This is a genomic window from Alteribacillus sp. YIM 98480 (assembly GCF_009765375.1).
GTDB lineage: Bacteria > Bacillota > Bacilli > Bacillales > Marinococcaceae > Alteribacillus.
The window spans coordinates 206,009-231,595 of sequence record NZ_VTOK01000006.1; the positions used below are offsets into that span (position 1 = coordinate 206,009).

At 37.6% G+C, this 25,587-nt stretch carries 24 protein-coding genes; 1 reads left to right on the top strand and 23 read right to left on the bottom strand.

Annotation, left to right across the window (positions count from 1 at the left end; translation table 11 throughout):
- Positions 1-362 precede the first annotated feature (362 nt).
- From FZF09_RS23325 to metA, 14 genes are all read right to left on the bottom strand, one after another.
- Positions 363-560: an alcohol dehydrogenase catalytic domain-containing protein gene (locus tag FZF09_RS23325; RefSeq protein WP_370514444.1), complete on the bottom strand. Its 198-nt coding sequence runs from the start codon at positions 558-560 to the stop codon at positions 363-365.
- Positions 561-961: 401 nt separating this feature from the next.
- Positions 962-1,111 carry a hypothetical protein gene (locus tag FZF09_RS09850; RefSeq protein ID WP_158736416.1) on the bottom strand — a complete coding sequence of 50 codons (150 nt, stop codon included), beginning with the start codon at positions 1,109-1,111 and terminating at the stop codon, positions 962-964.
- 113 nt (positions 1,112-1,224) lie between these two features.
- Complete coding sequence (locus FZF09_RS23035) at positions 1,225-1,359, bottom strand: hypothetical protein (protein WP_255450469.1); 135 nt, start codon at positions 1,357-1,359, stop codon at positions 1,225-1,227.
- A 354-nt stretch (positions 1,360-1,713) separates the two neighbouring features.
- Complete coding sequence (locus tag FZF09_RS09855) at positions 1,714-2,631, bottom strand: chemotaxis protein (protein WP_158736417.1); 918 nt, start codon at positions 2,629-2,631, stop codon at positions 1,714-1,716.
- A 134-nt stretch (positions 2,632-2,765) separates the two neighbouring features.
- Complete coding sequence (locus FZF09_RS09860; RefSeq protein ID WP_158736418.1) at positions 2,766-3,554, bottom strand: SurA N-terminal domain-containing protein; 789 nt, start codon at positions 3,552-3,554, stop codon at positions 2,766-2,768.
- Positions 3,555-3,770: 216 nt separating this feature from the next.
- Complete coding sequence (locus FZF09_RS09865) at positions 3,771-4,586, bottom strand: ABC transporter ATP-binding protein (protein WP_158736419.1); 816 nt, start codon at positions 4,584-4,586, stop codon at positions 3,771-3,773.
- Between the two features lie 88 nt (positions 4,587-4,674).
- The gene (locus FZF09_RS23455) at positions 4,675-4,965 is read right to left on the bottom strand and encodes a HesB-like (seleno)protein (protein ID WP_483296080.1); all 291 of its coding nucleotides are present in this window, start codon (positions 4,963-4,965) and stop codon (positions 4,675-4,677) included.
- Between the two features lie 74 nt (positions 4,966-5,039).
- Positions 5,040-5,966: a dipeptidase gene (locus tag FZF09_RS09870; RefSeq protein WP_158736420.1), complete on the bottom strand. Its 927-nt coding sequence runs from the start codon at positions 5,964-5,966 to the stop codon at positions 5,040-5,042.
- Positions 5,967-6,048: 82 nt separating this feature from the next.
- A complete protein-coding gene (locus FZF09_RS09875; RefSeq protein ID WP_158736421.1) occupies positions 6,049-6,219 on the bottom strand; it encodes a hypothetical protein in 171 nt (56 codons plus the stop codon).
- A gap of 243 nt (positions 6,220-6,462) precedes the next feature.
- Entirely contained in the window at positions 6,463-6,801 is a 339-nt protein-coding gene (locus FZF09_RS09880; protein ID WP_158736422.1) for a cyclic-phosphate processing receiver domain-containing protein, read from the bottom strand.
- Positions 6,802-6,903: 102 nt separating this feature from the next.
- Entirely contained in the window at positions 6,904-10,608 is a 3,705-nt protein-coding gene (locus tag FZF09_RS09885) for a dynamin family protein (RefSeq protein ID WP_158736423.1), read from the bottom strand.
- A 21-nt stretch (positions 10,609-10,629) separates the two neighbouring features.
- Entirely contained in the window at positions 10,630-11,796 is a 1,167-nt protein-coding gene (locus FZF09_RS09890) for an MFS transporter (protein ID WP_158736424.1), read from the bottom strand.
- Between the two features lie 77 nt (positions 11,797-11,873).
- Positions 11,874-13,094: an EAL domain-containing protein gene (locus tag FZF09_RS09895; RefSeq protein ID WP_158736425.1), complete on the bottom strand. Its 1,221-nt coding sequence runs from the start codon at positions 13,092-13,094 to the stop codon at positions 11,874-11,876.
- 211 nt (positions 13,095-13,305) lie between these two features.
- A complete protein-coding gene (metA, locus tag FZF09_RS09900; protein ID WP_158736426.1) occupies positions 13,306-14,214 on the bottom strand; it encodes a homoserine O-acetyltransferase MetA in 909 nt (302 codons plus the stop codon).
- Between the two features lie 333 nt (positions 14,215-14,547).
- Between metA and FZF09_RS09905 the strand changes: the two genes are divergently transcribed.
- Complete coding sequence (locus FZF09_RS09905) at positions 14,548-14,685, top strand: hypothetical protein (protein ID WP_158736427.1); 138 nt, start codon at positions 14,548-14,550, stop codon at positions 14,683-14,685.
- Positions 14,686-15,038: 353 nt separating this feature from the next.
- On the opposite strand, the gene FZF09_RS09910 is transcribed toward FZF09_RS09905, so the two are convergent.
- From FZF09_RS09910 to selA, 9 genes are all read right to left on the bottom strand, one after another.
- Positions 15,039-15,563, bottom strand: a complete 525-nt coding sequence (locus FZF09_RS09910) for a DUF4352 domain-containing protein (protein ID WP_158736428.1) — start codon at positions 15,561-15,563, stop codon at positions 15,039-15,041.
- 104 nt (positions 15,564-15,667) lie between these two features.
- Positions 15,668-16,492, bottom strand: a complete 825-nt coding sequence (nadE, locus tag FZF09_RS09915) for an ammonia-dependent NAD(+) synthetase (protein WP_158736429.1) — start codon at positions 16,490-16,492, stop codon at positions 15,668-15,670.
- Positions 16,493-16,518: 26 nt separating this feature from the next.
- Positions 16,519-16,860, bottom strand: a complete 342-nt coding sequence (locus FZF09_RS09920; protein ID WP_158736430.1) for a hypothetical protein — start codon at positions 16,858-16,860, stop codon at positions 16,519-16,521.
- Between the two features lie 75 nt (positions 16,861-16,935).
- Positions 16,936-17,358 carry an acyl-CoA thioesterase gene (locus FZF09_RS09925; protein ID WP_158736431.1) on the bottom strand — a complete coding sequence of 141 codons (423 nt, stop codon included), beginning with the start codon at positions 17,356-17,358 and terminating at the stop codon, positions 16,936-16,938.
- Positions 17,333-19,708 (bottom strand): AAA family ATPase, encoded by a 2,376-nt coding sequence (locus FZF09_RS09930; RefSeq protein ID WP_158736432.1) that lies wholly within the window; start codon positions 19,706-19,708, stop codon positions 17,333-17,335. Before FZF09_RS09930 ends, FZF09_RS09925 begins: the two co-directional genes overlap by 26 nt.
- 239 nt (positions 19,709-19,947) lie before the next feature.
- A complete protein-coding gene (locus FZF09_RS09935) occupies positions 19,948-20,448 on the bottom strand; it encodes a VanZ family protein (RefSeq protein ID WP_158736433.1) in 501 nt (166 codons plus the stop codon).
- Positions 20,449-20,665: 217 nt separating this feature from the next.
- The gene (locus FZF09_RS09940) at positions 20,666-20,791 is read right to left on the bottom strand and encodes an FbpB family small basic protein (protein WP_158736434.1); all 126 of its coding nucleotides are present in this window, start codon (positions 20,789-20,791) and stop codon (positions 20,666-20,668) included.
- Between the two features lie 326 nt (positions 20,792-21,117).
- Positions 21,118-23,853, bottom strand: a complete 2,736-nt coding sequence (gene acnA, locus FZF09_RS09945) for an aconitate hydratase AcnA (protein WP_158736435.1) — start codon at positions 23,851-23,853, stop codon at positions 21,118-21,120.
- Between the two features lie 220 nt (positions 23,854-24,073).
- Positions 24,074-25,492, bottom strand: a complete 1,419-nt coding sequence (gene selA / locus FZF09_RS09950) for an L-seryl-tRNA(Sec) selenium transferase (RefSeq protein ID WP_158736436.1) — start codon at positions 25,490-25,492, stop codon at positions 24,074-24,076.
- Positions 25,493-25,587 lie beyond the last annotated feature (95 nt).

A 25,587-nucleotide genomic window follows, 5' to 3' on the forward strand; every position in this document is an offset into this window, starting at 1 on the left:
AAAGACTTCCTCCATGTAGTCCCTGCTTTATTATCCTGCTCTTATTTACATCCCCCCTTTAAAGTAATACAAAGCAAAAGACATGCTTTACTAATTAACGGTTCCGTGTGATTTCATTATTGTAAGCGCATACATTTTAGTGTGGTAAAATATAATGTTACGTTTGATTTAGTAACTGTGAATAAGGAAATAGATGAAAAGAATTATTTTATTAATATTTTTAATATTAAGTTAATGAAAAGTGGTAAATTGGTTAATGGAGAAATGAAGGTTGTTTATTCTGAATATAGTTGAAGACAAACTTTTACGGCTTTAGAGGCATCCAATTGTTTTAAATTCTCCGACTGTGCCGCCATATCCTATTAAACCACCTGTAAAAACTTTTTCGTATAAGTGAGGCTGTCCTGTAAACATTGGCAGCAGGAACAACAATTCCCCAATGGTTTAATGACTACACGATCTCCTTTTTTTACGCCTGAAACAGAGTTGCCGGCAACTTGGACTCTTCCTGAAAACTCTTGGCCCATTACTTGACCAGGTTCCACATATGATCCTTTCACATACGTATGTAATTAAGATCCGCAAATCCCGCAGTATTCTACTGGCTAATATTTCATCTTCTTTAGGGTGCGAAACAGGCGTCTGCTAGTTCGAGTTTCCTTTTATCCCAATAGACAACTGATTTCATTATCATCCCCCTATCCTAACTCATTTTTGAATGCGGACATTGTTCTATTAAACCTTTATTTGAAATTCAAACTTCGGTTTGTTTTCCTCTATTATAAAAGATTGTTTCTATTTTGTAAAACAGTATTTATAAAATTCAAAATATTATTTCATTAGATGGCGAATTATTTATAAATACCACTACACACTTACTTTTAGACGTATAAAAGATTTTAAAAAACATCCTTCGCCTAAAGGGAAGGATGTTTTTCTCAAGCAGAATAAAGAAGCTGTATTATTTTTTAGATGGGACGGTACGATCTATTACTCTTTCTTTATAAAGTTTGTTCATTTCTTCATCATTTAGTCTTACAAGAAGTGAGTGCGGAATGCCGCAAAGTTCTTCTAGTTCTCTTATGAGGTTTATGCGATCTATTTCCTTCATAAAGATCGTCTCCCCTTTGCTAATGATTAATATACTTATTTTTTATTATACGTCATGAAACGGAATATTCAAAACATTTTATAAAAAGTTGTATTAATACAGCTATATGTAAGTCATGATATAAGAAAAGCGCAAGCGCCTTGCTCACGAGCGACAAGTCCTGGAGGGTCGGCATATGGAAAGCTAATCTTTGCTTTCCATTGACGAACCGAAGGAATCCCGAGCGAGTAGGCGCTTGCGCTAGACATGTAAAACGCCAACTATTTATAATTTCTTATCTGTCAAAAAAAAAACAATAACGGGATATCTCCGTTATTGTACTAATATTTTAAAAATATTGTTTTTTTATCGAACAGTGTAATAATCGTTAATCATCTGCAAAATAGATTTTTCTTCTTTGTTTGGTGTAAAACGGCGTTCGTTTGTCTTTTTTTGTGTTTGTTTCATTCTAACCACTCCCAATTTGTTATATGTTAATGATAATTATACAACTGTGTTATAAAACAGTCAATTGTTTTTTTGGAAATTGTATATAACAAAAAATTTCATTTCGAGAAAAAAAGCTTTAAAAGGGGTGTCCCTTTTAAAGCTTTTAATCATCATTACGTTAATATTAACTTATCAATTTCATCGACTAATTTACCGATTTCAGGCTTGCTGACTTGGGCATTTGCCCCAACTCTCTCCCCTTTATGGTATAAATCTTCGGTAATTAACGATGAAAAAATAACAACTGGCAGATGCTGAAGTTCTTCATGTTCTTTTATTTTAATGGTTAAATGATGCCCGTCCATTCTTGGCATCTCAAGGTCAGTTATAATTAAATCCGGTAACCGTTTATTATCGGTGCCATCTGTTTCGGTAAGAGAACCAATGTAATCCCAAGCTTCTTTTCCGTCTTGATATAATACAGAAGATGTGTAACCTGCATCCTCAAGCGTATCTTCAAGCAGTTTTCTGAGGACCGGCGAGTCTTCGACAATCATTAGTGTTTTATGAGCACGTTCCTTAGCATGTTCATCATTTCTCTTAATCCCTTGCATTTCTGAACTGGGAGCAATATCCATTACAATTTTTTCATAATCCAGCAGCAGTGACATTCCTTGCTCCATTTTAACGATACCTATTGTATTTGCATCATGGCCTTTTGACAGGTCACCAGGTTTTTCAATCTGCTCCCAAGAAATACGGTGAATGCGAGATACCGAATGGACGTGAAAAGCTACTTTCATTTGATTCAATTCTGCTATAATAAACTTGTCATATTTAGGGTGGTCAGCGGGTGGGTATCCTAGTACTTTAGCTAGATCTATTACTGGGATTACTTCTTCGCGCAAACGTATAACACCTTCTAAATGCTCATGCCGATTAGGCGTTTCTGTTATATCTACCGGTTGAAGAATTTCACGTACTTTTAATACGTTAATACCAAATGTACCCGTTCCCACGTTAAACATAACAATTTCTAATTCATTCGTTCCGCTTTCAAGTAATATGTCTGATTGATTTGTGACAGCCATAATTGTCCCCCTCTAGTGAAATCCAAAAATAAACCAAATAGTACTTTTGTCTCTATTTTACCGTATTCTGAGCCGACTGCAATATAATCGCATAAAAAAATCCGGCAGATTTTTCTGCCGGATCGTGTGCAGCGTTAAATATTAACGGTCACATCTCCGCTTTCACGAAGTTCTTCTACTAATTTTTGAATTTCTTCTCCTTCTTTTTGCTGCACCATTTGTTCTTCTAGCTGTGGTTTCATCTCTTCAAAGGAAGGGCTGTCTTCTCCCTCTTCTCCGTCTTGAGCTTGGCTCATTTGTTCATACATTTCCCGTAATTCATCTTCGGAAACTTCAATTTCTCCAGCCTCATCTTCTACTAACTTTTCAACTTTCACTTGTTTTTCGATATCGCTTTGAAGGTCGTCTTCGGATAGATTTTCACTTTCAAGAGCCTGTTGAAACTCTTCATCCGAGCCAAATCGTTCTTTTAAGGAGCTGAGTTCTGCTTCTACCTCATCCTGGCTGGCACTCAATTCGCGATTATTTGCTTCTTGTACTAATAATTCTTGACCGATCAGCTGTTCTACTGTTTGTTCTTGAATTTGCTGTTTCATTTCACCGCCATCATCTTGCTCTTCAATGTTCATTCCTTGCATCGCATAGGTATTAAGAGTGGAAACATAAACAGATTCAAATTCATCTTTAGATATCTCTTCTCCATTTACCTCAGCTACTACATCAGGTATATCTTCAAGGTCTGGATCTGGCATTTCTTGTTCTTCAGGAGCTTCTTCATTCGCTTCATCCTCTTGCCCCTCTTCTTGCTGCTGGCCTTCTCCTTCTTGACCTTCTTGTCCATCTTGAGCTTCTTCATCTCCACATGCAGCTGTTACCGATACGGATACAGCAAGGGCGAGACTTAATATCCACTTTTTACTCAAAGGAATTCTCCTTTCCAATTATTACTGAAATGTATTGTAACATATCGTGTGTAATTAAAAATACTTACAATGCTTAACTGCCTTCATGTAGAAAGAAATTTGGTGAAAATCTCAAAACGATCAAATACTTGAATGCTGATACGACAGGCAGTTCAAATTTTATGTACAATCCGAAAGACAAATTTGTAAAAATTTAAAAAACGTTACCACATCTCTCTAACATCTTTCAGGAGAGGAAATAACAAGCCAAGGCCTTGCTTGTTCCCAGACAATGCGTGCGTCCACATCGAACGCGCGCTGCACATACTCATCTGTCAATGTATCATATTTTGATCCTTTAGTCATGATTTCCCCATTTTTCAATAATAATACGTTTTGTATCGAAGATGGCATCTCTTCTAGGTGGTGAGTAACATAAAGAAGAGCAGGGGCATTATCAAGATGAAGTAAATGTTCTAAAGAAGATAGAAATTCTTCTCTGCCCTTTACATCAAGTCCAGAACAAGGTTCATCTAACAGTAATAATGGGGGTTCAGCAATCCAAGCTCTTGCCAGCAGGGATCTTGTTTTTTCTCCTTGTGATAAGTGCAGATAAGGGGTGTTTCTAAGATGATATATTCCAAAGAAATCAAGCCAGTACTCTGCTTTTTTGATATCCTCCGTTTTGAATGTTTCATAAAGACCAATGGAGGCGAAAAGACCGCTTAATACCACTTCAAGAGCGGTACTGGTTTGTTTCGTCCGATATCTGTCATCTAAAGATTCACTAACCCAGCCTATTTGCTGACGAAGTTTTTGAATATCAATTTTTCCATATGTACCTTGCCAGCTCTCCAAATATCCTTTACTGGCCCACACATATCCTGCTATAACTTTTAAAAGTGTTGTTTTTCCAGAACCGTTCAAGCCTAATAAGCCCCAATGCTCCCCTTTTTTTATGTCAAACGTAATATCTTTCAGTCTTTGATTCCCTCCTGTGGTGACACTAACATTTTGAAAGGATAAAAGTGTATCATTATTAAAGTCTTCCACAGTTTTTCCTCCTTTAACCGTTTTCAAAATGGCAATTGTCAAGAAAAGACACCCTTCAATGATGGGAAAGGGTGCCACATGTCATCTATTAACAGCAGTCGCTGTTGGTTCCGCCTTTCATGACAAGTCCTACTTGCCCCTCACCGGAACTTTCAACATCTAAGGTCACGTTTTGAACGTGAGAAACGATTTGTTCTTCGATTGCTACGTTAATTCCGTTAACTTCTTGCTTAACATCGCTTTCTGCCGGCTCATCCAGAGCCAGTCCTAATTTTGGACCGCCTCAGCCCATGCCGGAGAATACAACCCGGATCGTAGACATGTCATGTTCATTCATCACTTCTTTAATAAAATCTTTTGCTTGATTTGTAATTTCCACGAATCATCACCTCTTTCTCTATTTATATTTTAGATGATCTCTTTATTTTTGCAAAGGAAAATGCAATAGGATTATTATTCTGTTCGTTTCCGATTCCAGAAATGATGAAAATTCGCTCCTGCTATTCCTTCAATAATTTTTTCATTAAAATGCTTTGATAGCCATTCTAATAAACGAGGGAAATCTGCGGGACTTTCTAACCCTTTTATCGTCGAATCAATCCCGTCGAAGTCAGAACCAAATCCAATAATGTTTTCCGCTCCTTTGCTGCAAAGGTAATCAATTTGTTTTGCTAAATCCGTAAAAGCAGCGGAGTTAGAACCATTGATAAACCGGGGGTAAAAAGTTAATCCAATAAAGCTGTTTTGTTTTGCTAAAGCCTCTATCTGTTGATCGCTTAAATTTCTAGGATGGTCATACAAGGCTTTTACATTTGCATGGCTTACAGCGACATGTTTCGCATGTTCCAAAACATCCCAAAAGCTGCGTTCGTTTAAGTGTGCAGCATCCACAATCATATGATTTTTATTTTGCCATGATATGACTTTTTTACCGGCTTTTGTCAAGCCGTATTTGTTTGATTGAGAACTCCCCGCAGCGAGCTCGTTTTTTTCGTTCCAGGTAAGGCTTGCCATTTCCACACCATTTTCCTTTAAATTTTTCCATTCATGAAGGTTATCCCCGAACATCCCTGCCCCTTCTAAGGATAAAATAGCATGCGTGTAAGAAGGTGTGATTTGTATCGGCTTCCAAGGGGTCCATTTGATATGGTTATCACTAGCAATATATTTATTGAATAAATACAACTCTTTTATTATATTTTTTTTTTGATGACTTATAGAATTCTTTACTGACGTGTATAGAGCAAAATTTTGAATTTTTACATTTCCTTGTTTAAGGCTGCTCGTATTCACACCAAGCGGTGATGACCCATTAAAGGAAGGCTGCTTCATAGCCAGCATTTTCCATAAAGCATCACAATGAGCGTCTGCAATAAACATGCGGCTAGTCTCCTTTATTATTCTCTCTTAAGAGTATGATATGCGTCTATGACCAGGTGTGTAACGAGCAGTTAGGAATCGTTTAGTATTTCTTCATTTTTATTCCTATCGCAAGGGTTTCATTTTTGTTTTTTAATATCCAGCCAAACGACGGATGGCGATCTAAAGACGGCTGATCGCCAGCATGCTGCAGAACGCCAGCCTCAGTAAAAACGGACAACGTTTCAGAGCTGTTTGATTCCTCCAGAATCAAAGAAAATTCTACATTTCCCTGTCAACCGCCTGTTAAGGAGGAAGTTAGAATAATCCTTGGATGTTTATAATCTGAGTGGTTATGGATAAAATCTTTCGCTCTATCTGTAAGCATTACTTTATTCATTTTTTATCTCCTTTCTCAGTAGGATAGCTCAGTTGGACCGATTCGTTAAAACTAAAAAGGACTGCCCCCTTTTTAAGTGGGGACAATCCTGCAATACTGGTTTCTCTTTGTTTAATCCTAAGAAAATCTAAGCGGAAGCGGCCGGTGAAGAACTTTTACATGCGCCGGAAGTACTCCTGATTCCTGTGCATGGAGTAAGTGATGATACATTTTTTTACCTGCTGCTGCATTTGCTGAGTGTATCGTGATTCGTTCTGGAAATTGTTTATTTTCTAATAGGTATAATACTACTTCAAACCCGTTCTTATTTTTACTGCCAAGATCATGATCAAGTGACAGATGAGAAATTGGCTGATTTTCTTTTAAGAGCAGAATACAATCTTCTGCTGTCGTAACCAAAATATGATCATCTGGACTAGGCCTCACATCGTCTAGAAATATGTTACATCGTTCCATATTAAAACCATCCTTTAACATCATTCTTCTGTCGGAACTTAGCGATGTTTGTGCCTTTATGAGTATTTTAACACAGCAGTTAATTATAAACAAAATTTTCCTTCAAATCAGAGATTTTAGATGGTTGATGATTTGATCCAACTCCGTTGTGTCTTCTGTTTGGTTTTCTTCTTTCCAATCTGTAATAAGTGTTTCTGCGGCTTGGGAAAAATCCTTCAGAAAACCTTCCCATTGCTTATAAAAAAAGGATTTATATTCTTGTTTCAATTGATGATGGTATCTTTCAATTAATTGGTCTCCGTATGGACGAAGCGTTTCTTCTAGTTGTTCTTTCATCACTTTGTTTTTTTGCTCTACAAAAAAGTGGTGATAAGAGGTATAGTTTGAAATAAAAGAGAACGTACTGCTGTTTACTGGGACATGTTCTTTTATTTTCGTTGCAGGGAAATTATTAATATGTTTTCGGACAAAAAAACCACGAATTTCAGGTATCAGCTTTTCATGTATACTATCTTGCAGCTCCCCCCATTGCTTTTGTATAAAGTGTTCTATGCGAATGATTGTTGCTCTTATTTCTTGAACAATTTCATGAAAAATAAACTGAATCAATTCATTTGTGTAACGATGCAGTTGTGAGGAAAAGCTTTCATTATTTTCGAAACGAGCTGCGTTAAACAGTACTTTATATTCATCATAATATCTGTAAAAAACCCGCTGTTTCACATAAAATAATAATTCTTCTAGTTCTTGTTCTATCCATTTCCATTCTGTACCGGGATTCGTAGTTTGCAACCATTCAACAAAAGATTCTAACTCTTTTTGCCAGAATTGTTTCTTGGCAATGCGGATTTGCTCTTCTTCAGAGAAACTCTTTTTCTGCTGCTGCAAAATCGTTATTGCTTGTCTTATTTCAGCGATTCCTTCTTTCATGATTGTATTCTCTAAAGTACTTTTGGCAAACTGTTGAAAGTGATCCAAAAATCCTGCAGCTCCAGAAGTATGCCAGTATTCGTTCGGTCTATTACTATACGATTTTAAGGCGTTTTTCCCCGATATTGGAAGAACATGTGGTTTGGTAATATGTAAACGGATCAGCTGATCTTTTACATAATCTAATACCGTATTTAATTCTTTTTTACTTTGGGCAAGGTCGGCTGCATTTACTAGGAAGAAAAATTTATCATAAGAAAAATAATTTTTTGTTCTGCCTAGCTGTAATAAAAATTCACGATCTGCTTTTGAAAATGCATGGTTATAATAACTTACAAATAGCACGGCATCTGATTTTTTCATTTCTTCAAAAGCGATTTGGCTATGGCGGCGGTAAATGGATCCTATGCCAGGTGTATCGACTAATAAATATCCATTTCTTGTAAAAGAACAATCGTAATAAATATTGACGTTATTAATGAGAAGGGCATGCTCTTCATTTGCTGCAGCTTGTTTATATATTTCATAGTCTGCATTTTTTATTTCTCCGATAGCATCTTTGAACGTATGAAAGGATTGATAATATTGTTGTGCTAATGTGATTTCTTCCTCTTTAAGAAGCTCCATCGGATCAGGTTTTTGATTTTCTTCTTTATCACTTTCGTCTCTGGAATCTGCGAGCTTTTCTTTGTTTTTAGCATAAACGTCGTACCAATCTTCAACAGATGCTAGGGTTAGATTGGCTGGTCTTAAAATATCATTCATATCATCCATAATCTCTTGTTCGGATTTGTAAAATATGTCCACCGAACGATGAGAGTGGTTATGGTCGGGTGCTTGAATATAATGTACAGAAGCAGTAGTCGGATTTGCAGAAACAGGAAGAAAATGCTCTCCGAGAAGCGCATTAGCTATCGATGATTTTCCAGCACTGAATGCCCCAAACAACGTAATACGGTGCGTTTTCTGATGAAGACGAGAAGCTTTCTCTTTTAAAGATTGTTCTATTTCAGACAATCCTTTTTTATTTAAAGAGGTTACGGCCGTTTCTAATTTTTGAGCTGCCTTTTCTTTTGATTCAAAAAAAGTTTCGCGGTGCTGCTGTTTAGCATTTCCATAGAAAGAACCAATATCCACTTCCGTGCCCTTTATATTAAGGTTATTCCATTTGTACAATGTCTGCGTATGACCGAATGAACCAGAAGGGAAAGATATAGGTTCACGCGCATTCTTTAACTGTGTAATGACTTCATTTATCCATTTTGTTAACGAATGATGGTCTTTCTCCCATTGAGCCCATTCTTCTGTAATATCTTGTAATTTCGATACTTCTTCTGATAACTGCCTCGTTTGAATACGTTGTTGTTCTCGGACTGCTTTCTTTATAGACGGTAGTAAATCAATGAGTATTTCCTTGTATCTTTTTCTGATTTCGTCTAGAACGATGCGGCTGTAAGTTAAAACATAATCTTGCGAAAATTGAGCCCCGAAGCGCTCCGCTCGTTTTAACAAAGTCGAATCAATGTGGTAATGAATTGAAAGCAGCTCATTAGAGAATGATCTGGAATGGATGCTGTAATTAGACAAAATACGCTGTATGCCATTTCTTAAATGCACGTCTATATAGTTTTTTACATTCTCATTTAAACTGTCTATTAGTTTTTGTTTTCGTTTTTCTTTTTCCAAAGATGTTTTGTTTTTTGAGAAAATTCCTTTTAAACGAAACGAAGATTGTCTTGATTCTAAGTAATCTCGAACCAAGTTTCTTGTGTGGTAAGGAGTGATTTTTGCATTTTTAAATATAGCTTCGCATTCTCGAAAGATATCTTTGTCAATTAAACGTTCCCATTCTGGTACGGTTTTTAATGTTTCTTTTTTTTCATTTAACGCACGTTCTACTGCTGGCAGTGAAATATAGGCGCGCATGTGTTGGACCGTCTTTTCTGAGGGTTGAATGTGTTCCTTTACAAATGCTGCGAGATGTTCGAGTTCACGGTAAATTCCCAGTGCACATGTTTGAATGACTTGATCAACAGTTGATTCATTATTTATAAATAATTCATTTAAAAAAGCATTCCAATCTTTTTTATTTACCGAAGGATCTGCAGCAGAGATAAAATATATGTTTTGCACATGTATGTTTTTTTTAAGCAAACTCGCTTGAATTTTTTGTTGAAAGACAGAAAACGCCATTTCTTCTTTCTCATGTTTGTCGATTTGATTGATAAGAAGGACCGGTGTTATGTAAGATTGGTTTAATTGTTTTAAAAAAGTAAAATTTTCTTCTGACTCCACTTTTTGATAATCTACCGTGTAATAAACCGTGTCCGCCTCCACGAGACGTGCTTCTGCAAGGGATTTGTGACTTTTTACTGTAGAATCAATCCCGGGAGTGTCCAATATTTCAAGGTTCGTCGGAAAATGCGGTACAGGTAGTGTCAGATACACTTCTGTTATTTTATCCGACTTTGTAAACCATTCTTCATTCCATTGATTATCGGTTAATCTGTGGGTTTCTCCTGTTTTAGAGTCCAAATAAGAAAAAGCAGCTGGGCTTCCGCTCTGAAAATGAACAATATTTGCGCTCGTTGGAATGGGGTGGGACGGTAATAGATTTTCTCCTATAATCTGATTAATTAATGTCGATTTACCTGCAGAAAAATGTCCGCAAAAAGCAGCTGTTCGTCGTTTATTCTCTAATTTTAAAATCAGTTCGTGTATATTATGAAAAACACGCGGACATTCATAATATGAGGCCGCGTGCTGTATTTTTTTGGCTATCTCCATAAGGTTTATATCAGAAAACGTATGCTCAGTAAACATCTTTGTACGCTCGTTTTCGGTTAAAAAACAGGATAATATATTTAAATCTTGCATAAGGAAAGCCTCCTTAGTCCGTTAAAAAGCTGCATTTATCTTTTTCTTTTTCATGACAACAGCATAAATAGAGAGAGACACCGCACCTAGTAAGCTGCTTATTCCAAGCCACTTATAAAGCCCAGCCCCGCCAAATTGATCCATTGCCCATCCTCCCCCTAGAGAACCAGCAATCCCGGAAATACCGAAAAATGTGGTAATAAATAATAAATGGCCAGTTGCTTGAAGTTCTTCTGGGACAAGCTTTGTAATATATGATAAAGAGGAAAAATACATTAATCCAAACGATACACCGTGAAACACTTGGAGCCAAATCAAATCTACAGGGTCATCAGTCACCCCCATGATTAACCAGCGGCTTGCATAAATGAGTCCTGAAATAATGATGAAAATGAGCGGATGAAAACGGCGAAACCATAAAACGGATAAGAAAAAAATGACAGCTTCCGATACAACGCCGACAAACCATGCTCTTCCAATAAATGATTCTCTGCCGCCAAGTTCAAGGATATATAAACCAAGAAAACTATCATTAGCACGGTGTCCTATTGAAATAAAGAAAATCAGTATTAGAAAAATAAATACGTGAGGCTGCAGTCCAAATTTTACCGCATTTAACAATGTTACTGGTTTTTTCGAAGGTTTTACATCGCTTAGAAAAAAGATTAATATAAAAGCTAGAACCGCACAAATTTGAAAAGGCAATGGAATAAAAGCCGGACTGTACGTTTCGAGAATAAAACCGGTTACAAGAGAAGTCACGGCAAATCCAAGAGATCCCCACATTCTAATAGAACCAAAATTCACTTTCTCCTGAATAGCTGTTTTTTGCGCTAAACTGTCCCCCAATGCCGTACACGGTGCTAGAAATATAAATAAACAGAACATAAAAAGCATAAGCGTGGGAAGTGAATTCATTTGAAATAAAATAATACTCATAACAATAGCTGCCCCCATACATACCATGAGGACTTTTTTTATTGATTTCCATTTATCGCTTCTATATCCCCAAAACGGCTGGGCAAATACAGAAGCAAGTGGACCGATCGCCATCAGCCAGCCGATATGTGTTTGAGATATTCCTTTATATTGAAAGTAAACCGGTGCATATCCTACGATTATAGTTAAAGCAGAATAGGCAAAAAACAAATAAATCATTAAAGGGAAAATTCCTTGCTGCCGAATCATTTCTTTCCTCCTTCTTGTCCATAAAGAAGGCCAAGCCAATTATAGATTTGGCCCGACCATCATCACAATATAATTATCTATAATAAAAAGTCTTTTTCATATAGATAGGAATATGGAATATCTAAGAAAACATAAAGTTCTTCATTCACAGGGAAAGAATATGTTCGTATTCTTTCTTCCCTGTGAATATCAGTGTATAAATCTGACAATATCCCTCTATTTTCATAGTTCATTCGGATAATGTTTTCCAAAAAGTAAGGACGCCAGCTCCAGTTTCGGTTGCGTTCTTCTGCTCTGTATTGCCAATTTCCTTCTTCATCTTTTACAGCGTTCCCCGATTGCTGAAATCCTTCTTGGTTACAAATATATACCCGAAAGGTGATATCCTCTAGTGCTGACGCGATATTCTGGGTAAGTTTGTCGATATCATCCAATGCTTTATTATCTTTTAATTGTTCTTGAAGTCGCTGGTTTAATGTGTTCATTAAATCGAGCTGTGCTTGAATTTTCTTTTTTTCAAATTGAAGAAAGTGGTGGAAATCTTTTCGCAGCGTCTTTGCAAATGACATTTTATCGAGAAATTGAGATTTTGGTTTTCCTAGATAAACCCCTTGGTAATACCGGGCTCCATGTCTCCAGGCATAGTTCAGTTGACTAAATTCTCTAATGCGTTTAAATAAAAGGGAGGCGCCTATTTTTCGAGATAACATAGACAAGGAATGCAGGACATCACTAAATATGCTTGGGAATGAATGGTCCTCCATAAATTCTAAATCTACTTTTATAATATTAGGCTCTAAAAATGCAATAGCATCTAAATTCCTCGTATTTTTTCCAACGTCATCAAGCGCGACTTTAATTTGCATGCTTTGTACGTATTGAATGAAATGTTTTAAGTGCGAAACTTCTCCTGCGAATTCATGTTCTTTTATTTCTAGAACGATATTTTCAAAGGAAAGACCTTGTTCTTTATAATTTGTCAGATTTTCAAAAAAATGCTCTCCTCCATCTGACACGATTATATTTGCATCAATACTTAAGAAAAGAAAGTCGGTTCTATTTTCATTTAAATAAGTCATTAACGCTTGGTGTTGAATGTGTTCATTTATTTCTAATCGATATTCTTCAGGTATGTTTGGATCATGAAAAAAAGAACCGAGTCCGATTACTTCCCCATCTTCTTTTTCGTACCGTCCAAGAACTTCATAACCTATAATTTCTTGTTTGTCAGCACTAATAATAGGTTGGTAGTACGGAAACACTCTATCTTTGTTCATTACAATATCAAGGACGTCCATATTTATCACCTATTTTTCAAGGAAGTTAATTAATTGCTTACGGTTAATAATAAGAACTGCAGAAGTATCAAGCTCCTGTCCAACTCCCTGCTTGCTGCATGGATAGTCTGCATGTGAGGGTTGTGGACTGGAACTAGACATTTTAAACAGTGCAAAAAAAATCTGTATAAGGTGCTTTTCTTATACAGATCCGAGTGCTTTAAACCTTATTTCAAGCGAAATCATAAGGTGTTTGCTGATAAACATAGTAGTTCAGCCAATTGGTAAACAATAGATTTGAATGGGCTCTCCAGCGTAAAGGAGGATCGAGTAAATGATTATCTTCTGGAAAATAATTATCTGGAATATCTGTAGAGAGACCTTTTTTATTATCTCTTTCAAATTCGTCCCGTAAGGTCTCTGTATCATATTCACTATGACCTGTTACAAAGATCTGTTTCCCGTTTTGGGCAGAAACAATATATAAACCGGCCTCTTTTGATTCTGCTAATATTTCTAAGTCGTCTACTTTCTCGACGTCTTCTCTTTTTGTTTCTGTATATCTTGAATGCGGCACATAAAACACATCATCAAAACCTCGCAGCAAATTATGATTTGGATTATTTACACTATGTTTATAAATTCCAAATTTCTTTTTTGGCAAAGGATATTTTGGCACACCGTAGTGATAATATAATCCAGCTTGCGCTCCCCAGCAAATATGAAGAGTAGAAGTTACATTGGTTTTGCTCCATTCTAAAATTTTTGTTAATTCTTCCCAATAATCAACAGTTTCAAATGGCAGCTTCTCTACCGGTGCCCCCGTGATGATCATTCCATCAAATTTTCGATAACTCACTTCATCAATGGTTTTATAAAAAGCAGCTAAATGCTCTTGAGGAGTATTTTTAGATTGATGTGTATCCGGATGCATAAATGATACATCTACTTGCAGCGGGGTATTGCCGAGCATTCTTAAAATCTGGGTTTCTGTTGTTTCTTTTAAAGGCATTAAATTTAAAATCAGAATTTTAAGAGGCCGAATGTCCTGTGTGTACGCACGGCTTTCATTCATAACGAAAATATTTTCTTTAGTCAATATATCTTTTGCCGGTAAATGGTCAGGTACTTTAATAGGCATACGTCTCTCTTACTCCTTCGTCTTATTTCTATTTCTCTCTATTATTTTGTTTCATTACGGGTTCTTTAGTTCTACAAAATATCATGAAATTGAAAAATAGGCAATAACAATCCGCGGATTATTTCTTTATCTTTTTTTTGTTCAATTGTTTCTAGCAGTTTGTTTGCTAAAGATACAGAAATGGCAGTCGTAGGGTTCTATGTATTGTTAATGATAAAAATCAGAGCCTCGAAAGGTTTCTGTCCGTTTCTTTTTCCCGATCTTCTGGCATAGGACGGAGGCAAGCCGAGTTTTTCTAAAAAGGTAAGAAATGATAAATATTTGGCGTTTTACATGTCTAGCGCAAGCGCCTACTCGCTCGAGATTCCTTCGGTTCGGAAATGGAAAGCAAAGATCAGCTTTCCATATGCCGACCCTCTTGCCAAAGTACCTATCAAAAGTTTCTGCAATGAAAGCGTGTATGCTTTTTAACTAAAGCCCTAGCTCCATGCGGAGGGCCGACATTACCTCCATCCACATGTTCTAGAGAATGATTTTTAACGATTGTATTTTTTGCGGCATTACATGCAGCCGTTTCCATGCATTATTCTCTGTTCTTCTAGGACTGATTTTTATATTAATTCCATAGCCATATGTACACTTTTACCATTAAATTTCGTAGATACTTCCATACGGTTTATAATAGTTAAACCTGGTGTACGTTTTTATACCGTTTATTGTGTCTGTCTGTTAGTGCAACGATTGACAACTCTATTTGATAACATGCTTGCATTCATTCAGACGGGGTATATCCCCCGTCTGATGCTGTCGAATGCATGTGTCAATCAGCTTTTTTCATTTGTATTGCCTTCTTTTTCCTCATTTAACTCCAAATTCCAAGTGGCCATTCCCCTGCCGGTATGGTCCATGTAGGAAAACTCATAATGAGAAGAAGGATTTACTTGAAAAGCTATCGTTCCACGGCGAAGTCCCTCTGGACGTAATTGTCCTCCTATGAGACGTTGATCATCATGCCTCGATTCGTATTCTGATGCATGACCTTCTTCATCAATCACGAGAGTGTTAAAAAGGGGAATTTCTCTCGCTTCCTCTGAAGTATTAAAAAATGAAACGTCGACAACAACATAACGACTATCCTCTTCATTCACTATGTAAGCTTCATGAACCGTAATATCAAAACGATTTACCCGGCCAGTCTCCTCCATTTCCAGTAAATGTTCAGAGTCGGCGGAGACAGTTTGATAAAATTGTTCCCCGCTATCTGCTCCTCGCTGTGATTGAACAAACATACCGCTAAAAAAACCTAGAATGAGTGTTAAGCCAAGCAAGAGCCAATATTTTTTGTCCATCTTCTTTCCTCTCTCCCATTCCCATCAGAAGCCTGATCTATCATTGCAGTCAGAAAAAGTCCCGGAAATTCCGGGAAAGATTCGTTTGAAATAAGTACCTATTTTTATTTCCACCAATCATCGTGAATGGTAACTGGCAATTGCCGTTTGTGTTCGGTTTGTTCATATCTTTTTATAAGATTTTCTTCCGTTTTTGGATCGATACGTTTTCCCTCTAGAAAGTTATCAATTTGATCATATGTCATTCCTAAAGCTTCTTCGTCTGGCAATCCTGGTTTATCACTTTCTAAATCAGCTGTCGGTACTTTTTCAAATAATTGAGATGGTGCTTGTAATTCTCTTAAAAGTTCTTTTCCTTGCCGTTTGTTTAAGCCAAACAACGGCGCAATATCGCAAGCCCCGTCTCCATGCTTTGTGAAAAAACCAGTTACCGCTTCTGCAGCATGATCGGTTCCTATAACAAGACAACCATATTCAGCGGCAATATCATACTGTACTTTCATACGCTCTCTTGCCTTTGTATTCCCTTTGTTAAAATCGCTCATTTTTCTGTCTGTAGCTTCTTCAAAAGCACGTTCTGCTGCATCGGCTGCTTCTTTTATATTAACAGTTATTGATTGAGTAGGTGAAATGAAATCCATTGCAGAAATAGCGTCCTCTTCATCAAATTGTTCACCATATGGAAGCCTTAACGCTATAAATGTATATGATTTAGTTTCTTCATTATTCAATTCATCTACAGCCATCTGCGCTAATTTTCCAGCTAAAGAGGAGTCTTGACCGCCGGAAATTCCCAGTACAAATCCATTTACTCCGGTCTTTTTGGCATACTCTTTCATGAAATTTTTACGAGTTTCAATTTCATCTTTTGGAATAATAGATGGCTTTACGTTTAATGCGTCGATAATTTCTTCTTGTGTAACTTTCATTTGTAATCCCTCCACGAGTATACTGATTATCTTTTCCTGCTATGATCCGTTTTTAAACCTTTTGACTTATATAAGGAAAAGCGTGCAATCTGATGATATTGCCCTTCTGCTTCAAGAATATGAATTTGATTACTGCCCAGCAAATCAAAGTGCGGAAATGAAAGTCGCTGATGAATCCATTCTTTTTTTAAACCATATTGCTTTCCCCATTGTGCAAGCTTATCAATATTAGCGCAGCCAACTTTTGTTACGGTATGGCAGTCAGGGAATCTTTCATCATACCAATAATGCGTTATAAAAGCAATCTCTTCCATTTCTACTTTTTTTTTCCACGCTTTTAATTCTTCTTTTTTGATCCCAAAAGCCATAGTGCTAGATCCCTCTTTCTCTTTATACCATAAGTTGACGCTATAAAAGAATATCCATGATAGATTTACTTTCATTTAGTTGGACTTTTTATTTTTCTCATAAACTTCATGCCACTCTGGCAGCTGTTTTTTTATAGAGACGGGGCGGAAGGAATCTTTTTTTACGCAGACATGGCTGCTGCTTCCGTGTGCACATATCTGTCCATTCTGATTAATAATTTTGTATCCATAAACAACTCTAAGTCCGTCATAAGTATCAACCCAGGTTGAAATCGTTACTGATTCTCCAAATCGAGCAGGAAATTTGTAATCAAGGTCGATGTTTATGACCGGAGAAACAATACCTGCTGCTTCTAATTCGCTGTAATCGAAACCGAGTTCTTTTATTAATTTCGTACGGCCTAATTCGCACCAGACGATATAATTAGAGTGGTGAACTACTCCCATTTGATCTGTTTCTGCATATCTTACATCAATTTTTGTTTCCGCTATTTTCATTTTTTCTGTCCCCGCTTTCTGACTGTTTATAGATGAATGCTGCGTTTATATCTTCTTTGGTTAATAACCGTAAAGCATCTAACGCTGTCTCGTTATTTTCTGTCAATCGAAACGCTTGCTGTTGAAATAGTTCTTCTGCCATATCTTCAGCAAAGCGAGCATTGCCGGAGGTATCCATGGTTACATAGACATCTTTTAAATAATCTAAAGCTCCGTTTTCAAAATAATAACCATAACTGCGGACATATTGATCGGTGACGGCCGTAAGTTCCTCCGGATCAAAAGAAGGAAAATAAAAAGATTTTTTGAAACGGGACTCTAAACCAGGGTTTGTTTGAAACAATTGATTCATGGGGCCTTGATATCCCGAAAGAATAACTACTAAATTTTCATCATGTTTGGTCATTTCTTCTACAAGGGTATCTAGCGCTTCTCTTCCAAAATCTCCTCTCCCTGGTGCTGCTAAGGAGTAGGCTTCATCAATAAACAGCACACCGCCAAGAGCCTCTCTAATCTTTCGCCTTGTTTTTGCAGCTGTCTGGCCGGTATACTCTGCTACTAGATCACTTCTACCGCAAACGATAGTATGGCCGCGTTTTAATAAGCCCATATCTTTTAGAATACTGGCATATAAATTTGCTACCGTTGTCTTTCCTGTTCCCGGAGGTCCAGTAAATACTGTATGAAGCTGGATGGGCGCGACTGGGATTTCTGCTTTTCTTCGTTCGTTTTGTATATGAATAAACGAGGCCAGCTTTTTCATTTCCTGTTTTACTTCTTTTAATCCTATAAGCGAATCTAAACGAGATAAAGGAGAATCACTGTCCTTAGTGTGTTCTGTTAGGGCTGGATCTTTCATATCTTCAGCTGTAAGCAAAGCGAAATCGTCCATGTGAGAAGTTGATTCTCCCCCAATTTTAGCCCCCTTTTGAAAAATAGCATCCATAACAATATTTTTTACTGTACGTGCATTCCCAAATGTTTCATCAACTTGTTCTTTTTCTATTCGATTTTCAAGTTCTTTTTTTCCATCCTCACTTATGACGAAATCATTATCTAACGCAACTTTCTCTGCAATCTCAAGAAGTTCATCGGCTGAGTAATCGGGAAGATGGATATGGTTGCTTTCAGGAAACCGGCTGCGAAGCCCCGGATTTGATCTAAGAAATTGCCGCATTTCTTCTGGATATCCAGCTAAAATGACGGCAAATGTTCCTGCATATTCACCGCTTGTCATTGCTGACACAAGGGTATCAATAGCTGTTTGTCCAAAATCGTTTCCTGACATGCCTTCTCTTTTCAAGCTGTAAGCTTCATCAATAAACAAAATACCGCCTACAGCTTCTTTCACTAGGTTTATCGTTTTTTCTTCCGTTTGTCCGACATAGCCGCCTACAAGCTGCGAACGATCTGCTTCAAGTACTTCATCGCGCTGCAAGAGTCCGAGCTGATGGTAAATCTTTGCTAAGAGACGTGCAAGCATTGTTTTGCCCGTTCCAGGATTACCAGTAAGGATCATATGCAAACTTCGTTCATCGTTTAAGTGATAACCTTTTTCTTTACGCTGTTTTTGATATTGAAGATAATGATATAAACGGTGAACTCGATTTTTTACACTTGTTAATCCAATCATTTGGTGAAGTTCATCCAAAGGGTTTTGTTCTGTATGTGGAATGGCTGCCGTCTGCTGCAGCAATTCATGCCATTGTTGTTTTAGTTCTGTGAGATCTGTTACGGCTGTTTTAATAATCTTCACTTGCTCAGGTGAATAAAACGATCCTGCGGCTGTACGCAAGTATTCATCTGCTGCGTTGTGCAATGTTGTATATAAACCAAGACCTTTATCTATTAACTCATCGAGAGTATGTAAATCAAAGGATTGTTCTGAAGCTAATTGTTCCAATGTATCGTGTTTGCTGTTTAGTAATTCTTTCGTTTCATGCAGAGCATGAAGTTCTTTATCAGCTATATCTTTTAATTGAGCTGCAGCTTTTTTTCTAGCGCTGCTTTGATCGGTTTCCCTCATAGAAGTTAAAGGAAGAGAAAAGACAGTATCTTTCATATATTCGATTTGTTCTAAAGCGGATAGTTTTAATAAAAAAGGCTCTTCGTCATTTAATTCTAAACCTTTTGCTATCCAGTTTTTTACCATAGGATCAAATCTATATCGTTTATTGTAGCGGTCTCTAGCTAACAGACCATAAATTTTTGCTGCTGTTTGTTTTTCTTGTTCATTTTCCAAGTCCGCTTGTTCCAAAATATACTTAACTTCCTTAGGGGAAAAATAGTTCATTTGGTTTTCCCATGTCTCAATATCCAATTGCACCGCATCGTAGTTAGAAAAGGCCAAAACGTAAACGCTCCTTAATCATAAGTCTCTAATTATATTTTACCTTATTTTTCATTCATATAAAAAAATAATGAATAATATTTGATGAATGGTCGTTGATAACGGACGCAGCAGAACATATCAATATGTCTGTCCCATTATTAAAACTCTTCTTGTCGGATATCAAACAATTCGCGATGTCGTTTTAACAGTGCAAAAAAGCTGTTCCTTAAAATATAAGAAACAGCTAGCTATCGAGGTTATTTTATTTTAATCCATTTAAATATCAATCTAAGTATTAAAATAGACCAAGCTCCAATTAGACCGCCGGCTGTATTTAAGATTACGTCATCAATGTTTGCTACACGATGTGTGAAAATAAATTGATTCATTTCTATAAAGGTTGATAAACCAATAGATAACAGTGGGATAACCCATGCGGCTCTTCGTTTTTTCTTAAAAAGAGCAGCTGTCAAAATTCCAAAAGGAAGGAACATAAAAATATTGCCGCCAAGTATTCGAACAGGATTGTCGATATCTGGACTATAATAAGCAATGCGAAAAATGCTGCGAAACGGAACTAAATTATAATTTCTCCCTCCAGGACCTAATGGACCGTAAGAAGATCCATAGTTCCAGGCAAATAAAGTAACATAGAAAAGAGTGCCCAGATACACAAGGAGAAGTATTAAAATGGTGGTTTTCCAAGATACGTTGATTTTGTTGGGTGTTGGGTTGGAAGGTGTGTCCAGATTATCCATGTATAACTCCTGCCTTCGTTTACTTTTCTTTATTCATTATGGTTTCTCAATGTAATTTTAGCAAGAAGAATCGTCATGTATTAATCGACAAAAAATGTTTAATAATACTTGGCTCCGTACAAAACGTACTTCTACTAAAAACGCACACGTCCTGTGCATCGACGTGTGCGTTTTTAGTAGAAAATCCTTTACTTTTTTTAGACGGTTTCTTTTATGATTACTTCATCGCTTTTTTGTTTTCCCATTTTTCTTCAATCTTTTCTAAAATGGATGGATCCTTTAATATTTCTTGTTTATTCTCTTCTAACAATTCTTTCATTGAAATTCGTTTCTTTTTATTCATAGTAAACCCTCCTTTTAATTTTATTGTTTTTGGTTTTTCTTTTTTAAAAGGTAAGAAATGATAAATATGTGGCGTTTTACATGTCTAGCTCAGCGCCTACTCGCTCGAGATTCCTTCGGTTCGTCAATGGAAAGCAAAGATCAGCTTTCCATATGCCGCCTCTCCAGGACTTGTTGCTCGTGAGCAAGGCGCTTGAGCTTTTCTTACTAAGTACAGCTTTTCTAAATTATTTGATTTTTATACTCATTTTGTAATTACGGTACGTGAAATTTTATATAAACGAAAGAAAAACCGAACCCGATTAGTCAGGTTCGGCCTTCTCTCTTTTAGTTTTTAGCGCTTCTTGCTTCAGCAAGTTTGCTGCGAAGTACCATTTGAAGAATGCCGCCGTGACGATAATAGTCTGTTTCCACTTCACTATCAAAGCGTGCAAGAGCTTCAAATGTTTTCTTGTTGCCATCTTCATCGGTTGCTTCTATTTCTACATAATCATGTGGTTGAACATTGTTGTCAATTTTCACGTTGAAAGATTCTTTTCCAGTAAGACCGAGGCTTTCTGCATTTTCACCTTCTTTGAACTGAAGCGGCAGAACACCCATTAATACAAGATTGCTGCGGTGAATGCGCTCAAAGCTTTCGGCAATTACGGTTTTAATTCCGAGCAGGTTTGTACCTTTTGCAGCCCAGTCACGAGAACTTCCCATTCCGTAGTCCTTGCCTGCAATAACCATAAGACCGGTGTTATCTTCTTTATATTTCATTGCAGCATCATAAATGGCCATTACTTCTCCATTTGGCCAATATGTTGTATATCCGCCTTCTGTACCCGGAGCAAGTTGGTTTTTAATACGGATGTTTGCAAAGGTACCTCTCATCATCACCTCATGGTTTCCGCGGCGGGAGCCATAAGAGTTAAATTGAGCAGGTTTAAGCCCTTTGTCCATCAAGTACTTACCAGCCGGGCTGTCTTTTGCAATAGAACCTGCCGGAGAAATGTGGTCTGTCGTAACAGAATCTCCAAATTTACCGATGACGCGCAGGTCATTAAGCTCTTTAATGTCTTCAGGTTCTTCAGACATTTCTTCAAAGAACGGCGGGTTTTGAATATAGGTGGATTCGTCTTCCCAGTCATACAATGCCGCGTTTTCATCAGATTGAAGATCATTCCAACGTTCGTTATTATCGAATACACTTTCGTATTCTTTTTTGAACATCTCAGGTGATACGTTGTTATGAACAAATTCTTTAATTTCGGCAGCTGTCGGCCAAATGTCTTCAAAGTACACATCATTGCCGTCTTTATCCTTGCCGAAAGAATCGTTGTTCATGTCGAAATTTACATTCCCCGCAAGAGCATATGCCACTACCAACGGAGGAGAAGCAAGATAATTTGCTTTTACAAGCGGGTGAATACGACCTTCAAAGTTACGGTTACCACTCAATACCGAAGAAACGAGCATATCATTTTCTGCAATAGCTTCCTCAATTTCTTCTGGAAGCGGACCGCTGTTTCCGATACACGTTGTACAACCATATCCTACTAGGTTGAAACCAAGTTGATCGAGATAAGGCATCAAGCCTGCATCTTCTAAATAACGCGTAACGACTTTTGAACCAGGAGCAAGGGATGTTTTTACGTATTCAGGTACGTCCAATCCTTTTTCAATTGCTTTTTTGGCAATCAATCCAGCTCCGATCATTACGTATGGGTTCGAAGTATTCGTACAGCTTGTGATAGCTGCGATTGTTACTGCACCTGTTTCAAGTTCAGAAGTTTTACCGTTTGGATGTTTTACTTCAGCTTTTTTGTTAATATCCTCCGGCGCCAATCCAAATCCTTGATTTCCGGCAGGTGCTGTTAAAGCATCATTAAATTGCTTTTGCATCTCAGACATTGGAATCAAGTCCTGTGGACGCTTTGGACCAGACAAGCTTGGTTCAATTTGAGAAAGATCGATTTCGACTACTTTTGTGAAATCCGGTTCTTCTTTCCCGTCTTCATAGAAAAGATCATTTGCTTTGCAATACTCTTCTACCAATTTAATATGGTCTTCCGTACGTCCTGTAAGGCGTAAATAATTTAATGATTCTTGGTCTATCGGGAAGAAACCGCATGTTGCACCGTATTCTGGCGCCATGTTTGAAATGGTTGCACGGTCTGCAAGCGGCATTTCAGCAAGACCAGGACCAAAGAATTCAACAAATTTACCGACTACGTTAGTCTCACGAAGTGTTTGAGTCACTTTAAGAGCGAGGTCAGTAGCAGTTGCACCGTTTGGAAGAGAACCTTTCAAACGAACCCCGATCACTTCAGGTGCCGGGAAATATGATGGCTGCTGCAGCATGCCAGCTTCTGCTTCAATACCGCCTACACCCCAGCCAAGCACACCAAGTCCATTAATCATTGTCGTGTGAGAGTCTGTTCCGACTAACGTGTCTGGGTATGTTTCTACTTCACCGTTTTCGGTCTCATTAGCATGAACAACAGAAGCAAGATATTCCAAGTTTACTTGGTGGACAATTCCTGTAGCCGGCGGAACTGCACTGTAATTATCAAATGCTTTTGTAGCCCAGCTAAGAAGTTTGTATCTTTCTTCGTTTCTTTCAAACTCCAGATCCATATTACGTCGAAGAGAATCGGACGAACCAAATTCATCCACCTGTACAGAGTGGTCTACGACAAGGTCTACTGGGATAGCAGGATTAATTTTTTCTGCATCTCCGCCAATATCTGCCATTGCTTTTCTCAAAGATGCAAGGTCTACTACAGCAGGTACACCAGTGAAATCTTGAAGGATAACCCGGGACGGTTTAAAAGGAACATCTTCCTTTCCGCCTTCATCCTGTCCCCAATTAGCCAGGCTTTCTACGTGTTCTTTTTTAATTACTTTTCCATCCAACTGTCTTAGCACAGATTCCAACAGCACTTTAATAGAGTAAGGAAGCTTGGATACATTACCTATGCCAGCTTGCTCTAGTGCTTTAATGTCATAGTAATAATACGTCTTCCCATCAGATGTGAAAGACTTTCGCGCGTTAAAGACATCTTGATTTGTACTCATATGTATTCCCTCCTCAAAAACTATGATATAACAGATTGAAGAAAAAGTCGAAATCTTGTTTCCGCTTAAAAATTACCGGAAAAATTCGATGATTTCCACCCACTATCTAAGAATAGCAAAACTTTTTACAAATATAAAGTGAAACTTATACCCAGCAGCAGTTCTGTCTTACCCTACAGTGCATGCATTTCTTCTAAAGAAGCCGTCGGTTTCTAATTACCTATGATAAAGACAGCATCTCTTTTTCTATCGTTTGCAGTGCGCTTGCAATAATTTTACCTTCTTCTTCTGTAATGGTGCGGAAATCAAAGACTGCTTTTTCTTCTTTTATACGGGCGACGACAGCTGGTTTCGTTTCTGTACGAAGCTTATCTATTACAACTTGTGCAGGGGTATGGCCTGAATGTAAATGTACTACGGCAGTAGGGAGCGTCACTTCCGGCATCGTACCTCCCCCTACTTTCGATACATCTTCTTTAATAGAAGTTTTCCATTCAGATAATTTTATTAATTCAGTGAATGCCTCTGCTCGCTTTTTTACCGCTTGTTTTGTTTCTAAAACCCGTTTTGCAGCAGGTATGGAATACACGCCATCTTCTCCTTGCAAATATGCTTTTAGCGTTTCTTCTAATGCTGCAAGTGTCATTTTATCTACTCGCAAAACTCTAGCAAGCTGGTGTTTTTTTAAGCGATCGATCCATTTCTTTTTCCCTGCAATAATTCCAGCTTGAGGGCCGCCAAGCAATTTGTCTCCGGAAAAAGTCACAAGATCTGCTCCGTGGATTATAGCCTCGGAAACAGTAGGTTCCTCCCCGATACCATGGTTTCTGAAGTCATAAAGCGCTCCGCTTCCAAGATCTTCATATACAATCAGGTCTTCGTTTTCCTTTGCTATAATAACTAGTTCTTTTAACGGTACTTCAGCTGTAAATCCAATTGTTTTAAAGTTGCTCGTATGTACCTTCATTATCATAGCTGTTTGTTCATTTACTGCTTCTTTATAATCATGCGGGTGAGTTTTGTTCGTTGTGCCTACTTCTACCAAAGAGGCACCGCTTTCTTCCATTATGGAAGACACTCTAAACGAACCGCCAATCTCCACGAGTTGTCCTCTTGAAACAATCACTTCTTTTCCTTCTGTTAACCCTTTTAATACTAAATACACAGCTGCAGCGTTATTATTTACTACCATAGCTGCTTCTGCTCCTGTACACTCTTTTATTAAGTCTTCTAGAATAGAGTGTCGAGAGCCTCTTTGTCCAGAAGTTATTTCATATTCTAGGTTTGTATAGGACCTGGCAGCCATGGCAACTTTGTTTACTGCTGCCTCACTCATGCTAGCACGACCGAGATTGGTATGAAGAATTGTACCTGTGGCATTTATCACACGTTGGAGCCGATCTTCCTGAAAGTATTGACTTTTAAGCTTTAAACGCTTTAAAAGGTATGTTTTTATTTCTTCTGTTGTATGTACATCTGGCCCGCTATTTTCTAGAAATGCTTGTCTGAGCAGGTCCACTTCATTACGCAGCCAGCTAGTCACAACTTTTTCTTCTCCTATTTGTTCAGCTGCTTGCTGAAAAAGCTGATTTTGCTGCAATTCATGAACAGGCGGTATTTTTCTTAACTTTTCTTTCATTTTAATCTCCTTTATTAGGGAGAAAACTTGGGTTCACGGCAGTTCTGTTTGTTAAAACTGTTCACCGTTAATATTTACCCTTTTCTACTAGTGGA